The organism is Streptococcus sp. HMSC078H12, from assembly GCF_001814615.1.
GTDB classification, from domain to species: domain Bacteria; phylum Bacillota; class Bacilli; order Lactobacillales; family Streptococcaceae; genus Streptococcus; species Streptococcus salivarius_F.
On record NZ_KV817346.1, the window covers coordinates 104,700 to 118,629 of the forward strand.

General features: G+C 42.4%; 11 protein-coding genes and 2 tRNA genes. All 13 read left to right on the forward strand.

Annotated features, from left to right (window positions below):
* Nucleotides 1–29: 29 nt before the first annotated feature.
* The 13 genes from HMPREF2979_RS09730 (at nt 30) to pulA (ending at nt 13,875) form a co-directional block, all read left to right on the forward strand.
* Nucleotides 30–767: a Stp1/IreP family PP2C-type Ser/Thr phosphatase gene (locus tag HMPREF2979_RS09730; protein WP_037604753.1), complete on the forward strand. Its 738-nt coding sequence runs from the start codon at nt 30–32 to the stop codon at nt 765–767.
* Nucleotides 767–2,638 (forward strand): Stk1 family PASTA domain-containing Ser/Thr kinase, encoded by a 1,872-nt coding sequence (pknB, locus tag HMPREF2979_RS09735; protein ID WP_070656570.1) that lies wholly within the window; start codon nt 767–769, stop codon nt 2,636–2,638. Before HMPREF2979_RS09730 ends, pknB begins: the two co-directional genes overlap by 1 nt.
* Before the next feature lie 147 nt (nt 2,639–2,785).
* Complete coding sequence (locus HMPREF2979_RS09740) at nt 2,786–3,544, forward strand: potassium channel family protein (protein WP_070656572.1); 759 nt, start codon at nt 2,786–2,788, stop codon at nt 3,542–3,544.
* Nucleotides 3,545–3,706: 162 nt separating this feature from the next.
* The gene (gene liaF / locus HMPREF2979_RS09745; protein ID WP_014634809.1) at nt 3,707–4,405 is read left to right on the forward strand and encodes a cell wall-active antibiotics response protein LiaF; all 699 of its coding nucleotides are present in this window, start codon (nt 3,707–3,709) and stop codon (nt 4,403–4,405) included.
* On the forward strand, nt 4,402–5,412 hold the full coding sequence (locus HMPREF2979_RS09750) for an envelope stress sensor histidine kinase LiaS (protein WP_045768527.1): 1,011 nt from the start codon (nt 4,402–4,404) through the stop codon (nt 5,410–5,412). The genes liaF and HMPREF2979_RS09750 overlap by 4 nt, the downstream gene beginning before the upstream one ends.
* The gene (locus HMPREF2979_RS09755) at nt 5,402–6,046 is read left to right on the forward strand and encodes a response regulator transcription factor (RefSeq protein ID WP_070656574.1); all 645 of its coding nucleotides are present in this window, start codon (nt 5,402–5,404) and stop codon (nt 6,044–6,046) included. Before HMPREF2979_RS09750 ends, HMPREF2979_RS09755 begins: the two co-directional genes overlap by 11 nt.
* Nucleotides 6,047–6,347: 301 nt before the next feature.
* Nucleotides 6,348–6,419: transfer RNA gene (locus tag HMPREF2979_RS09760), tRNA-Gln, on the forward strand.
* A gap of 29 nt (nt 6,420–6,448) precedes the next feature.
* Nucleotides 6,449–6,520 (forward strand) — tRNA-Glu (locus tag HMPREF2979_RS09765).
* 220 nt (nt 6,521–6,740) lie between these two features.
* A complete protein-coding gene (gene rimM / locus HMPREF2979_RS09770; protein WP_070656576.1) occupies nt 6,741–7,259 on the forward strand; it encodes a ribosome maturation factor RimM in 519 nt (172 codons plus the stop codon).
* The gene (gene trmD, locus HMPREF2979_RS09775; protein ID WP_002886864.1) at nt 7,249–7,968 is read left to right on the forward strand and encodes a tRNA (guanosine(37)-N1)-methyltransferase TrmD; all 720 of its coding nucleotides are present in this window, start codon (nt 7,249–7,251) and stop codon (nt 7,966–7,968) included. The genes rimM and trmD overlap by 11 nt, the downstream gene beginning before the upstream one ends.
* A gap of 1 nt (nt 7,969) precedes the next feature.
* Entirely contained in the window at nt 7,970–8,968 is a 999-nt protein-coding gene (locus tag HMPREF2979_RS09780; RefSeq protein ID WP_070656578.1) for an NAD(P)/FAD-dependent oxidoreductase, read from the forward strand.
* A gap of 82 nt (nt 8,969–9,050) precedes the next feature.
* Nucleotides 9,051–11,465, forward strand: a complete 2,415-nt coding sequence (locus tag HMPREF2979_RS09785; RefSeq protein ID WP_070656580.1) for an FtsK/SpoIIIE family DNA translocase — start codon at nt 9,051–9,053, stop codon at nt 11,463–11,465.
* A 214-nt stretch (nt 11,466–11,679) separates the two neighbouring features.
* Nucleotides 11,680–13,875, forward strand: coding sequence for a type I pullulanase (gene pulA / locus HMPREF2979_RS09790; RefSeq protein ID WP_070656582.1), 2,196 nt, complete (start codon nt 11,680–11,682; stop codon nt 13,873–13,875).
* The last annotated feature ends 55 nt before the right edge of the window (nt 13,876–13,930 follow it).

Consider the following 13,930-nt stretch of genomic DNA (forward strand, 5'->3'; position numbering starts at 1 on the left):
AAATGCTGACGCAAGTCAGAAAGAAAACTATGGAAATATCATTATTAACGGACATTGGCCAAAAACGGTCAAACAACCAAGATTTTGTTAATAAATTTGTCAACCAAGCTGGTGTTACCCTTGTCGTTGTTGCAGACGGAATGGGTGGACACCGTGCTGGAAATATTGCCAGTGAGATGTCGGTAACTGACCTTGGTCGTGACTGGATTAACACTGATTTTCGTGAGTTGAGTCAAATTCGTGATTGGATGATTGCTGCTATTGATGCAGAAAATCGTAAAATCTATGAGCTTGGCCAAAACGAAGAATATAAGGGAATGGGAACAACTATCGAGGTTCTTGCCTTTGTTGATAATGCTGTGATTTTCGCCCATGTCGGGGATTCACGTATTGCCCTTATCCGTAATGGTGAGTATAAGCAATTGACGAACGACCACTCTTTGGTCAATGCTCTTATCAAGGCTGGTCAGTTGACTGAAGAAGAAGCAGCGGTTCACCCACAACGTAATATCATTACGCAATCTATTGGGCAAGCTGCTCCGATTGAGGCTGACCTTGGTGTCCAACAATTGGAACCAGGAGACTATATTTTGGCTAATTCAGATGGTTTGACCAATATGATTTCAGTTGAACAGATTGTTCATATTGTCAACAGCCCTGGTTTCGTCGAAGAAAAAACGAGTCGTTTGGTAGCTGCAGCCAATGAGGCTGGTGGTCATGATAATATTACCGTTGCTCTCATCAAAATAGAAAGTGAGGAAGGATAATGATCCAAGTTGGCAAATTGTTTGCTGGACGTTATCGAATCCTTAAGTCTATCGGGCGTGGTGGTATGGCGGATGTTTATCTGGCTAACGACCTGATTCTGGATAATGAAAGAGTAGCTATTAAGGTGCTACGTACCAATTACCAAACGGATCAGGTGGCTGTGGCGCGTTTCCAGCGTGAAGCGCGTGCCATGGCAGAACTCAGTCATCCTAATATCGTTGCAATCCGAGATATTGGCGAAGAAGACGGCCAGCAGTTTTTGGTGATGGAGTATGTAGATGGTTCGGACTTGAAGAAATATATTCAAGACCATGCGCCACTTTCTAACCAAGATGTTGTGCGTATCATGGGGGAGGTTCTTTCCGCCATGACTCTTGCCCATCAAAAGGGCATTATCCACCGTGACCTTAAGCCACAAAACGTTCTTTTAACTAAGGACGGTACAGCCAAGGTTACAGACTTCGGAATTGCGGTTGCCTTTGCAGAGACTAGTCTAACTCAAACTAACTCTATGTTGGGGTCTGTCCACTACCTCTCACCAGAGCAGGCTCGTGGATCGAAAGCAACTATCCAGAGCGACATCTATGCTATGGGTATTATGCTTTTTGAAATGTTAACAGGTCATATTCCTTACGATGGCGATAGTGCGGTAACCATTGCACTCCAACATTTCCAAAAGCCACTCCCATCGATTTTGGCAGAGAACCGTAACGTTCCCCAAGCCTTGGAAAACGTGGTAATTCGAGCAACAGCCAAAAAACTAGAGAATCGTTATAATAGTACTTTGGAAATGAGCCGTGACTTGGTAACGAGTTTGCATCCTAGTCATCGACGCGATGCCAAGGTAGTCTTTGATGATATGACGGATACCAAGACCTTACCGAAGGTTGATCCAGTTCCATCAGCAAGCCTTGAGAAAAAGGCCGTTGCTGCTGAGCCATCAGAGCCTACACCTGCTCCAAGTAAACAACCGAGGAAGAAAACGACACCAGCTAAGAAGAAAAAGAAGAATTTCTTTTCAACCTTACTCAAGGTTTTCCTAGGACTTGTCTTTATTGGTATTATCATCTTTGCCTATTTGGTATTTACCAATCCTGATAATGTCCAGGTGCCTAATGTGGTCGGCCAAGAGTTGTCCACAGCTCAGACTAAAATTGAGGGTGCTGGATTTAAGGTAGGAGAAGTCAAAGAAGTGGAAGATGATTCTGTCGATACGGGCAAGGTCATCAAGACTGATCCTACAGCTGGAACCACACGAAAAGAAGGATCAAGCATTGATATCTATGTTTCTTCCGGTAGTAAAGGTTTTGCGTTGAAAGACTACAAAGGTAAAAACTACAAAGATGCCATTGAGGACTTAACTTCGAATTATGGCGTTTCTGAGGACCAAATTGATATTCAGCATGTCGAAGACGACAGTGCTGAAGAGGGAGAAATCCTATCTCAAAGTCCAGGGAAAAACAAGTCTTTCAATCCTAAGGATAGTAAGGCCAAGATTAAGTTCCGTGTGGCAACTCCTAAGACAGTTACCATGCCTGATGTGACTGGTTTGACGGTTTCAACAGCGGTTCAAACCTTGAATCGTAAGAGTATCTCAAGTAGTAGTATCGAGTACCATGACTATAATACTGGTGCCAAGTTAGACAAGGATAAGGTTCCTAGCAGTACAGAGGTCCTTTATCAAGATCCACAAGCTGGTACAAGTGTTGATGGTACAGTGATTCTCTATGTTTCAGTTGCAACAGCAAGTTCAAGTCTACAGTCAAGCTCAAGCAGTACGACACATTCGTCATCGACGAGCTCAAGTACTGACAGTACAACTTCAAGCACTGAAACCTCGACAGAGGCTACTCACACAGAGCTACAGTAGTTTTAAATAACTAAGATAACAAAAAAAGAGAGGTTATTTCATCTCTCTTTTTTGTTATCTAGACTTCTTGTCGATAGCTTAAAAAGCCTGCTTGCCAGGGGTCAGAGATTCTTTTATAATGAAGACATCACATATAGGAGAGACGCTATGAGAAACCGTAGAAAACTGAGAAGGTATATCATTACCTACGATATCGTCATGACGGTCCTGGCCCTGATTTCCATTAGCTTGGTTATCTTTGATTTGGTTGGATTAATTTCAATTGGAAGGCGACCTTTCAGAGTGATAGATCAGTCTATAACGCTCATCTTTGCCATTGATTATGCGATTCGTTTCTCCTTGGCACCTCGTAAGCGAATTTTTGTTAAAACGCATGTCTTGGACTTGTTAGCTATCATTCCCTACAATGAAGTCTTTACCTTCCTTCGTTTTTCAAGGGTGGGACGCTTTGCTCGTTTGGCCAAACTCTCCCGCTTAATTGGTTTGAGTAGCAAGCTCAAGCACATTTCCAATCGCATTAATCGCAGAAATGGCTTTTATTTTCTGCTTTCGGTTAATAGTATTATCATCCTTATCAGTAGTGCTGTCATTGCCCGAGTAGAGCACCATAATTTTATTGATGCTATTTGGTGGTCTGTAGCAACGGTTACTACGGTAGGTTATGGCGATATCGTTCCTCAAACATTGGTAGGTAAGGCCGTTGCGGTCGTTCTCATGTTTAGTGGGATTGCCACTCTGGGGTTGTTAACAAGCTCTCTCAATAATATTTTTGTGCGGTCAGGTCGTCAGACTGAAAGAAAATTGGCTGAGATTGAGAAGGAGTTGGAGGAACAACGTGTCATACTGGAGGAAATCAGAAGTACGGTGCAACTCATAAATAGTAAAATGGACGAAACTGACGATTAGGATTTTTGAATGAAGGATGGTGTTTCCTTTAATGGAGGCACCTTTTTGCTTTCTGCTACCCCTTTTCTATCTTGGTTAGTCGGTGCTTAAACTGGGTCTTTTTGTCAATTGCCTTAAAATTTGATAGAATGAAGCCTGTATACTTTTATTTGAGAGGTCCTTATGACCAAATTTAATTTTTTCTTAGTGGTGGAAGCCCTGCTTTTGACTCTGGGTCTGATCACCATCTTTAATAATGATATTACTAGTTTTATTTTCATTCTGGTCTTGACCTTGCTGGCTGTTCGCTTTTTTAACAAGGAGTCCAAGAGTGACTTTGTCTTGACCATCTGTTTGATCTCACTTTTTCTGGTTTCCATGTGGAATATCTATGTGGTGCTTGCTATCCTAGTGGGTGTGGCCTATGTCATGATAAACCATTTTTCACAGGTTAAGAAAAAGAATCGCTACGCCCTCATCCAATTTAAGGAAGATGACTTAGATCCTCGGGCTGTCCGAAATCAGTGGATTGGGACCCGTATGGAACCTGTCAGTGATCGTTATGACTTTGATGATATCAATATCATCCGTTTCTTTGGGACAGATGTGATTGATTTGACTCAGGTTATTGTTTCGGGGCGAGATAATGTCGTGATTTTGCAGAAACTCTATGGACCGACGACTATCTTGGTACCAATTGATGTTTCCGTCAAACTCAACATATCGGCAATTTATAGCTCTGTCACCTTCTTTAATGAAGATGAATACGACCTCCGTTATGAAAGCTTGACCTTGCAAGGTGCAGAGTATGAGCATGCCCATCGGACAGTTAAATTGATTCTCAATGTGGGAGCTGGACCAGTGGAGGTACGTCGCAAATGAAGAAACAGTACCTATTTTTAATCCTGATTTACTCGGTTGTAGTTTTGGTTGGCGTTACCCTTGTAGTGATGGATAGCTTTAACCTCAACTTTTCACTGGTTTTCGGCAATCTGTCTCAGGCCTTCCACTTCCTTTTTAACATGTTTTTTGTGGTTCTGAGTTTGCTCATATTGCTTTATATTCTCTGGGCCATTGCTAATGATAACAGTATGCGTTCAGTCAATCAGGATTTGCGACGTATTATCAATAATCAACCAGTCAAACGTCAGGGAGATATTGAGTTAGACAAGAATATGATGCGCTTATCTCATAAGATGCGTAAATTGACTAAGGACTTGCAGAAAACTGAGAATGCTCAAGCCCTTCAAAGTCGTGATATTATCAAGAAGGAGCGAGGTCGTATTGCTCGGGACCTTCACGATACCGTTAGTCAGGAACTTTTTGCGGCTAGTATGATCCTATCTGGAGTCTCTCAGATGGCAGATCAGCTAAGTAAGGAGGATTTGCATAATCAGATCCAGGCGGTTGAGGCTATGCTTACAGACGCTCAAAATGATATGCGTGTCTTGCTTTTGCATCTTCGTCCGACAGAGCTTGAGAACAAGACCTTGCAAGAAGGCTTGCAGATGATCCTTAAGGAATTAACCGATAAATCCAATATTCATGTCGTCTACAAGGATATGGTTAAGAAAGTGCCCAAGCGTATTGAAAATAATCTCTTTAGGATTGCCCAAGAGTTTATCTCTAATACCCTAAAGCATGCCAAGGCTAGCCAGATAGAGGTCTATCTTTATCAAAATAGTCAGGAAATTCAATTGAAAATGTTGGATAATGGTGTTGGTTATGACTTAAATGCTTCGACTGACGAGATGAGTTATGGCCTGAAAAATATCCAAGAGCGTGTCGATGAAATGGCGGGAACTGTGCAGTTCCTATCTGCTAAAGGTAAGGGGACATCTATCGATGTTCGTGTGCCGATATTAAGAGGAGAAGACAATGTCGAATAAGATTAATGTGATTTTGGTCGATGACCATGAGATGGTCCGTTTGGGCCTTAAAAGTTTCTTGAATCTCCAAGGAGATGTAGAAGTCGTTGGAGAGGCTGGAAATGGTCGAGAGGGTGTCGATCTTGCCTTGGAACTGCGTCCGGATGTCATCGTTATGGACCTTGTCATGCCTGAATTAGATGGGGTTCAAGCGACTTTGGAATTGCTCAAAGAATGGCCTGAAGCCAAGATTTTGGTTTTGACTAGCTATTTGGACAATGAAAAAATTTATCCAGTCATTGAAGCTGGAGCCAAAGGCTATATGCTTAAAACTAGTAGTGCAGCAGAGATTCTCAATAGTATCCGTAAGGTTTACCGTGGTGAAGAAGCTATCGAAACTGAGGTGGACAATAAGATTAAATACCATGATAGCCATCCGGACCTACACGATGACTTGACAGCACGTGAACGTGATATCTTGGCTCTTTTGGCTAAGGGTTATGACAATCAAACCATTGCTAACGAGCTATTTATCTCATTGAAGACCGTTAAAACTCACGTGTCTAATATCCTTGGAAAACTCAATGTTGATGACCGTACTCAGGCTGTTGTTTATGCCTTTAGACATCATTTGGTTTCGCAGGATGATGAATAAAGCTATCAACTAAGCTTGTTATCTAGGGGCTAGAGAGGGTTATCATAACTCTTAACCCTAACTCGGATTTTGCGAGTCAAATTCTTTGACTTTATTTCTAGCAAAACATATAATTAAACCATCCTAAAACTTTTCTTTTTTCATATGAGGTTGAAGCGACCTCATATCATCTATCTAAGTTCGCTTAGATGATGAAATCTCCTAACTCCTAGCAATCGGTATTTCCGGTTGCTTTTTTTGAAAAAAAGTTAAAAAAGTGTTGACAGCCTACTAGTTTTTCTGTAGAATTATAAGAGTCTTTTGGGGTATAGCCAAGCGGTAAGGCAAGGGACTTTGACTCCCTCATGCGTTGGTTCGAATCCAGCTACCCCAGTTCTACCTGAGGGTAGAGACACAGATTATGGTCCGTTGGTCAAGGGGTTAAGACACCGCCTTTTCACGGCGGTAACACGGGTTCGAATCCCGTACGGACTATAAGTACCAGCTAGAGAAAGCTGGTTTTTTTGTGTCCTTTTTGATAAAATAGAGGGGTTGACTGGCCTAGTTCAGACATTTTATACCACTTTAAAATCATAAATAACGAGACCTCGACCCGAAGAAAAAACTTTGTTTTGTGATGGCTGTCATATGATGATAAGCAGTTGGTCGAGTCGTGGTTTTATTTGAATAAGAAAACAGATAATAAGGAAATGCAATGACATACTATAACGTTGGAAAGATTGTGAATACACAGGGCTTGCAGGGCGAACTTCGTGTTTTGTCTGTAACAGATTTTGAGGATGAGCGTTTTAAGAAGAAGAGTGTCCTAGCCCTTTTTGATGACAAAGATAATTACATCATGGATGTCGAGATTGCGAGTCACCGTAAACATAAGAACTTTGATATCGTTAAGTTTAAAGGACTTTACCATATCAATGATGTAGAGAAGTATAAAGGCTGCAGTCTTAAGATTGCTGAGGAAAATCTAACAGCCCTTGATGACGGTGAATTTTACTACCATGAAATCATTGGCCTTGATGTTTATGAAGGTGATACTTTGATTGGTCAGGTCAAAGAGATTCTCCAACCGGGTGCTAATGATGTTTGGGTAGTGAAACGTAAAGGCAAGAAAGACTTGCTCTTGCCATATATCCCACCTGTAGTTCTCGATGTTGATGTCGCAGCTGGCCGTATTGAGGTTGAGCTCATGGAAGGATTAGACGATGAAGATTGATATCTTGACCCTATTTCCAGATATGTTTGCTCCCTTAGAGCATTCCATTGTTGGTAAGGCAAAGGATAAGGGGCTTCTAGAAATCAACTATCACAATTTCCGTGAAAATGCGGAGAAGGCTCGTCATGTAGATGACGAACCTTACGGTGGCGGACAAGGCATGTTGCTTCGTGCCCAGCCAATTTTTGATACCTTTGACAAGCTAAATGTCACTAAGCCTCGCGTTATTCTCTTAGATCCTGCTGGTCGTACCTTTGATCAGGCCTATGCAGAAGAATTGGCGCAAGAAGAGGAACTGGTCTTTATCTGTGGCCATTATGAGGGCTATGATGAGCGCATCAAAACTTTGGTGACAGACGAGATTTCCTTGGGAGACTTTGTCCTGACTGGGGGAGAGCTGGCTGCTATGACTATTGTAGATGCCACTGTCCGTTTGATTCCTGAGGTTTTAGGTAAGGAAGCTAGTCATAAGGATGATAGTTTCTCATCAGGGCTTTTGGAATTTCCACAATATACTCGCCCAGCTGAGTTTCGTGGCATGAAGGTGCCAGATGTGCTCTTGTCAGGTCACCATGTCAATATTCGACGTTGGCGTATGGAGCAGAGTTTGCGTAAGACCTGGGAGCGTCGACCAGATCTTTTGGAAAACTATGATTTTACGGATGAAGAACGTCAGATTTTAGAAGAGATAAAAGCAGAAGGAAAATAAAATGTCAGAAGAAAAGATTTATGATATTACCATTATTGGTGGTGGACCAGTAGGACTTTGGGCTGCCTTTTATGCCGGTCTACGTGGCATGACTGTTAATATTATTGAGAGTCTGTCAGAGCTTGGTGGACAACCTGCCATCCTCTACCCTGAGAAGAAAATCTATGATATTCCTGCCTTTCCTCAAACAACAGGTGCGGAATTGACAGAAAACCTCTTGACTCAGCTTAAGCGTTTTGAAGACCGTGTCAGCATTCATTTGAAAGAGGAAGTTCAAACCTTTGAAAAGACCGATGGTATCTTCACAATTACTACTAGTAAGGGCCAACACTTGTCTAAGGCTATCGTCATTGCCTGTGGAAATGGTGCCTTCGCCCCACGTCCTTTAGGTGTGGATAATGAAGAAGATTATGCGGATAATAACTTGTTCTATAATGTGCATAGCCTGGACCAGTTTGCTGGCAAGAAAGTTGTGATTGCTGGTGGTGGGGATTCAGCTGTTGACTGGGCCAATCACTTGGATGGTATTGCTGAGAGCGTGACTTTGATTCACCGTCGTGATGCCTTTCGTGCCCATGAGCATAGTGTAGAGCTTCTTCATCAATCATCAGTTAATGTGATGACACCTTATGTACCTCTTGAAATCAAGGGTGAAAATGGTCTTGCCAAAAGTTTGACTGTTCAAAAAGTGAAGTCAGATGAAGTTGTGGAATTGCCGCTTGATGCCCTTATTGTTAGCTTTGGCTTCTCAACCAACAATAAAAACCTTCGTAACTGGAATGTTGACTTCAAACGCTCTAGCGTTACTGTTAATGCTCAGTTTGAAACTTCACAAGAAGGTGTTTATGCTATTGGTGATGCAGCAGAATATGAAGGTAAGATTGACTTGATTGCTGTGGGAATGGGTGAAGCCCCTATCGCTATCAACCAAGCTATCCAATATATTGATCCAGACGGTAAGAATCGTCCGGTTCACTCAACATCATTAATTGAAGAATAATGTCAAAAGAAGACTTTGTCTTCAAACTATGGAGAGACTTGTCTCTCTTTTTTCATGTCTAAAAACGTGGTATAATACACCTATGGCTACAACGAAAAAAACGAAAAAAGGGGCGGCTTCTAAGAACGGTAAGAAGCGTCTTACAAAAGCAGAATTAGACAGACAGAAGGCGATTAAGCGAATGCTATGGACCTTCTTTTTTGCCTTTATCTTAATTTTCCCAGTCTTTCGATTGGGTTTCTTTGGGGTTACCCTCTATAATATCTTTCGAGTATTTGTGGGGAGTATGGCTTACCCTTTAATTTTTGCTATCTATGTTTATCTCTTTGGCTTTAAATGGTTACGTAAACACAGTAACTATGTCACAGGATTTTGGATGGTCTTCGCAGGGCTCTTGTTGGAGTTTCACGCCTATCTCTTTAGTCTAGATCGTATGAGCGGTCTGGATATTTTCCCTGGTACCAAGGACTTGCTTTTTGGGGAACTTGTGAGTGTGCAAGTCGCTCGTTTTGCGGGTGGTGGTATGTTGGGGGCTCTTCTGTACCAACCGATCTCCTTCCTCTTTTCAAATATCGGTAGCTTCATGATTGGGGTATTGATTATTCTCTTAGGGGCTTTCATTCTTAGCCCTTGGGATGTCTTGGATATCATGGAGTATGCTAAGGAAGCTTGGCAAAAAGGGGCTGAGAAGCGTTTGGAACGGACGGCTCAACGTCAGGAGAAGAAGGCAGAACGTCAGGCTCAGAAAGAACGTGAAGCAGAAGAACGTGCCGAAGCCGAGCGTCTGGCTGATTTGACTGTTGACGAGGAGACGGGAGAAATCTTAGATGATGCTGCAGAGGAGTTGCCACAAGAAACTGAGATTTTTGCACCTGAACCTGAAATCAGTGATTATGCCTCTGAGGATTACTATGATCATCTGCCTCCAGAGGATTATGAGGATTTCCAAGAAGATTATGTACCTTATCCAGAGGATGTGCCAAGCGAGGAGTTTCCCCCATCTATGGTGGTTGAGGGAGATGATGCTCCAGTCGAGGTTGATTTCACGCCTAAGGAACTCCTGCAGTATAAATTACCTCATATAGATCTCTTTGCACCTGATAAGCCTAAGAGTCAATCTAAAGAGAAGAACATCGTTCGTAAGAATATTCGAATCTTAGAAGATACCTTCAAGAGTTTCAATATTGATGTCAAGGTTGAGCGAGCTGAAATTGGACCGTCAGTGACCAAATACGAGGTCAAGCCTGCTGTTGGGGTCCGTGTCAATCGCATTTCAAATCTAGCGGATGACTTGGCTCTGGCTCTAGCTGCGAAAGATGTCCGTATTGAGGCACCTATTCCTGGAAAATCTTTGGTTGGTATCGAAGTGCCTAACTCAGAGATTGCGACGGTTTCTTTCCGTGAACTTTGGGAACAGTCCAAGACGGATCCTAATAAGCTCTTGGAGGTTCCCCTTGGTAAGGCAGTTGACGGTTCGGCTCGTAGCTTTGATTTGGGTCGGATGCCTCACTTGCTAGTCGCTGGATCTACGGGTTCTGGTAAATCGGTTGCGGTAAACGGTATTATCTCTAGTATTCTTATGAAGGCTCGTCCCGACCAGGTCAAGTTCCTCATGGTCGATCCGAAGATGGTTGAACTTTCGGTTTACAATGATATTCCTCATCTCCTTATCCCTGTAGTGACTAACCCACGTAAGGCCGCCAAGGCTCTTCAAAAAGTGGTAGATGAGATGGAAAATCGTTACGAACTCTTTAGTAAGTTTGGTGTGCGTAATATTGCTGGCTACAATGCCAAGGTGGACGACTGGAACGCCCAGTCTCAAGAAAAACAGATTCCCCTGCCTTTAATTGTGGTTATTGTTGATGAGTTGGCTGACTTGATGATGGTAGCCAGTAAGGAAGTGGAAGATGCCATCATTCGTCTAGGACAAAAAGCGCGTGCTGCGGGAATTCACATGATTCTCGCCACTCAACGTCCGTCGGTTGATGTTATCTCTGGTTTGATTAAGGCCAATGTGCCATCTCGTGTGGCCTTTGCGGTGTCTTCGGGAACAGATAGTCGTACCATTTTAGATGAAAATGGGGCAGAAAAGCTACTCGGACGTGGGGATATGCTTTTCAAACCGATTGATGAAAACCACCCTGTTCGTCTACAAGGTTCCTTCATCTCTGATGATGACGTAGAACGTATTGTGACCTTTATCAAGGATCAGGCTTCAGCTGACTACGATGAGAGCTTTGATCCTGGTGAAGTTTCTGAAAATGATTTTGGTGGAGGTTCCTCTGCCAATGGTGGTAGCCCAGAAGGTGACCCACTCTTTGAAGAGGCCAAGGCTTTGGTCCTTGAAACACAAAAAGCAAGTGCTTCCATGATTCAACGTCGTCTGTCGGTTGGTTTCAACCGTGCCACTCGTTTGATGGAAGAATTGGAAGAAGCAGGTGTTATCGGACCAGCTGAAGGTACCAAACCACGTAAGGTTTTGATGACTCAAGAATAATAAACTGGAAAGAGTCTCAAGCCTGGTTTTTAAAGGAATTAAAATAGACAAAAGAAATGAGAAAAATGAGTGTTTTGCCATTTATTTTCTCATTCTTTTTTTATGTTCAAAATAGACCAAAAAATTGCAAAATATTCCATAAGAACGCTTATAAAACGAACATTTTCTGCTATAATAGGAGAAAAAGTGAGTAATAAAAACTAAGGAGTAAAAAATGGACAATTTATTAACCGTTCATTTTCATAGTATGCATGGCGACTATTCCAGATACAGTATGTGGAAGTGGCTAGATGGTTATTGGGGCGAAGAAGCCCATTTTTCACGTGAAGATGATTTTGGCCTTGTTGGTCAGGTTACTTCTCCCTCTAACCGTTTTATTGATTCTGTCAATCTTTTGGTCAAAACGGAAGACTGGTCGAGGCAAACACATGATTACCGTGTCCGACGCTTCCTAGGGGATGCTCCCAATGCTATTTGGATAGTTGAAGGTGATCCAACTGTTTATTATTCTAAACAGGCAGCCTTGACTAGCCATAGTTTCGAAGGTCGCGACCAGCATGCCTTTGATATGGCTCTTCGTAGACAGGAATTTGACCAGAAGTGGGGCTTTCAAGGTTGGTTAGGTCATAAGTATGAAAAAGGGGCCACAGTGTTTCGCCTTTGGTCACCTCTAGCTCGTCGTGTGCAGCTCTTACTTTTTAAAAAGGGCAGTAAAAATCCTAAGATCATTAAGATGAGCCGAGGAACCAGTGTCAATAAAGACCGTCATGAGATGAATACTCACGGTGTTTGGAGTGCCACTGTTAAAAAGGATTTGGATGGGGTAGCCTACCAGTTTCGTGTGTATCATGAGGAAAGTTTTTATCAGGATACGAGAGACCCCTACAGTATCGCCCTTAGCTTAGATAATAAAAAAAGTTTGGTGGTCAATCCACAGCGACTTGTTCCAAGAGGGTATGAAAAGGTTACCAAGCAAAAAGCGAGCTGGCGTAAGGCAAATGCTTGCTCATCCGTTATCTGTGAAATGCACCTCCGTGACTTCTCAATCTCAGAGACATCTGGTGTTAAGAAGTCCTATAGAGGAACCTATCTAGGTGCTTGTCAGAAAGGGACTAGAAATGCCCATGGAGATGTGACTGGTTTTGATTACCTCAAACGTATGGGCTACAACTATGTCCAACTGCAACCAGTCTTTGATCACCATAAAACCTATGATAAAGGTGGGAAGCTTCTCTACAACTGGGGGTACGATCCTGAAAATTACAATGTTCCGGATCGTCAGTTTGCTGCTGATCAAAAGAATCCCGTGGCACCAATTTTAGAGCTTAAGAAAATGATTCAGGCCTACCATGAAGCAGGAATAGGGGTTATCATGGATGTGGTTTATAACCATACTTACTCATCTTACAGCTCTCCTTTCCAACTATCTGTGCCGGCTTATTACTACCGTATGCATGACAATGGGTCTTTCCAAGATGGATCAGGCTGTGGAAATGAGACAGCCAGTGAAAAGGAAATGTACCGTAAGTATATGATTGATTCCTTAATCTATTGGGCAGAAGAATTTGGAGTGGATGGTTTTCGTTTTGACCTTATGGGCTTACATGATGTTGCTACGATGAATGCCATTCGTTCGGCCATGGATGATATTGATCCACGAATCCTTCTTTATGGTGAAGGATGGGATATGGGAATTGGACTTCCTGTAGACCAAAAGGGCAAGAAGGATAATGCAGCCTTGATGCCTAGAATCGGATTTTTCAATGACAATGCGCGTGACGCGGTCAAGGGGGCAGAGGTCTATGGGTACATCAATAACGGCTATGTGTCTGGAGCCCCATTGGAAGACCAGATTGCCAAGAGTCTGCTTGGTAGCCGTGGTTTTGTAAACTACCTCATGCCAGGTCAGGTCCTCAACTATATCGAAGCACACGACAACTACAATTTGAATGACCTTATGCATCATTTGCATCCACATGATTCGCCAGAAGATATTGAAAAACGTATTTACTTGGCAAATGCTCTTAATCTAAGTATGCAAGGGATGTGTTTCATGCAGTTGGGACAAGAATTCCAGCGTAGTAAGATGGTTGCAACAGGTGAAGATGGAAATTACACGGAAGCGGATGTTAAGCGTGCCATGAATAGCTACAATGCCCCTGATGCTGTTAATCAGGTGGATTGGAATCAAGTGACTCTTAAGAAAGACTTGGTTGCTAAAGTTGCCAAATTAATTGAGCGTAAGCAAACCGTACAAGAATTTTCATATCGTTCATATGCAGATATTTACGATAATCTCTATGTCGCAAAAGCTGAGTACGATTCAGGTATTGTTGAATTACATATTTCTGGAAAATTACGTAAGACTTTTGTGTTCGATAATATGAAAAAAGATTTGGAGATTTACTGACAAGAATGTCAAAAAATGTTATAATACAGTAAACGCTTACATAAGTGGTTTTGTT

Bases quoted from the DNA above. Each gene is read 5' to 3' on its own strand.
- HMPREF2979_RS09730 (WP_037604753.1), top strand. From the start codon at position 30: ATGGAAATATCATTATTAACGGACATTGGCCAAAAACGGTCAAACAAC.
- pknB (WP_070656570.1), top strand. From the start codon at position 767: ATGATCCAAGTTGGCAAATTGTTTGCTGGACGTTATCGAATCCTTAAG.
- HMPREF2979_RS09740 (WP_070656572.1), top strand. From the start codon at position 2,786: ATGAGAAACCGTAGAAAACTGAGAAGGTATATCATTACCTACGATATC.
- liaF (WP_014634809.1), top strand. From the start codon at position 3,707: ATGACCAAATTTAATTTTTTCTTAGTGGTGGAAGCCCTGCTTTTGACT.
- HMPREF2979_RS09750 (WP_045768527.1), top strand. From the start codon at position 4,402: ATGAAGAAACAGTACCTATTTTTAATCCTGATTTACTCGGTTGTAGTT.
- HMPREF2979_RS09755 (WP_070656574.1), top strand. From the start codon at position 5,402: ATGTCGAATAAGATTAATGTGATTTTGGTCGATGACCATGAGATGGTC.
- rimM (WP_070656576.1), top strand. From the start codon at position 6,741: ATGACATACTATAACGTTGGAAAGATTGTGAATACACAGGGCTTGCAG.
- trmD (WP_002886864.1), top strand. From the start codon at position 7,249: ATGAAGATTGATATCTTGACCCTATTTCCAGATATGTTTGCTCCCTTA.
- HMPREF2979_RS09780 (WP_070656578.1), top strand. From the start codon at position 7,970: ATGTCAGAAGAAAAGATTTATGATATTACCATTATTGGTGGTGGACCA.
- HMPREF2979_RS09785 (WP_070656580.1), top strand. From the start codon at position 9,051: ATGGCTACAACGAAAAAAACGAAAAAAGGGGCGGCTTCTAAGAACGGT.
- pulA (WP_070656582.1), top strand. From the start codon at position 11,680: ATGGACAATTTATTAACCGTTCATTTTCATAGTATGCATGGCGACTAT.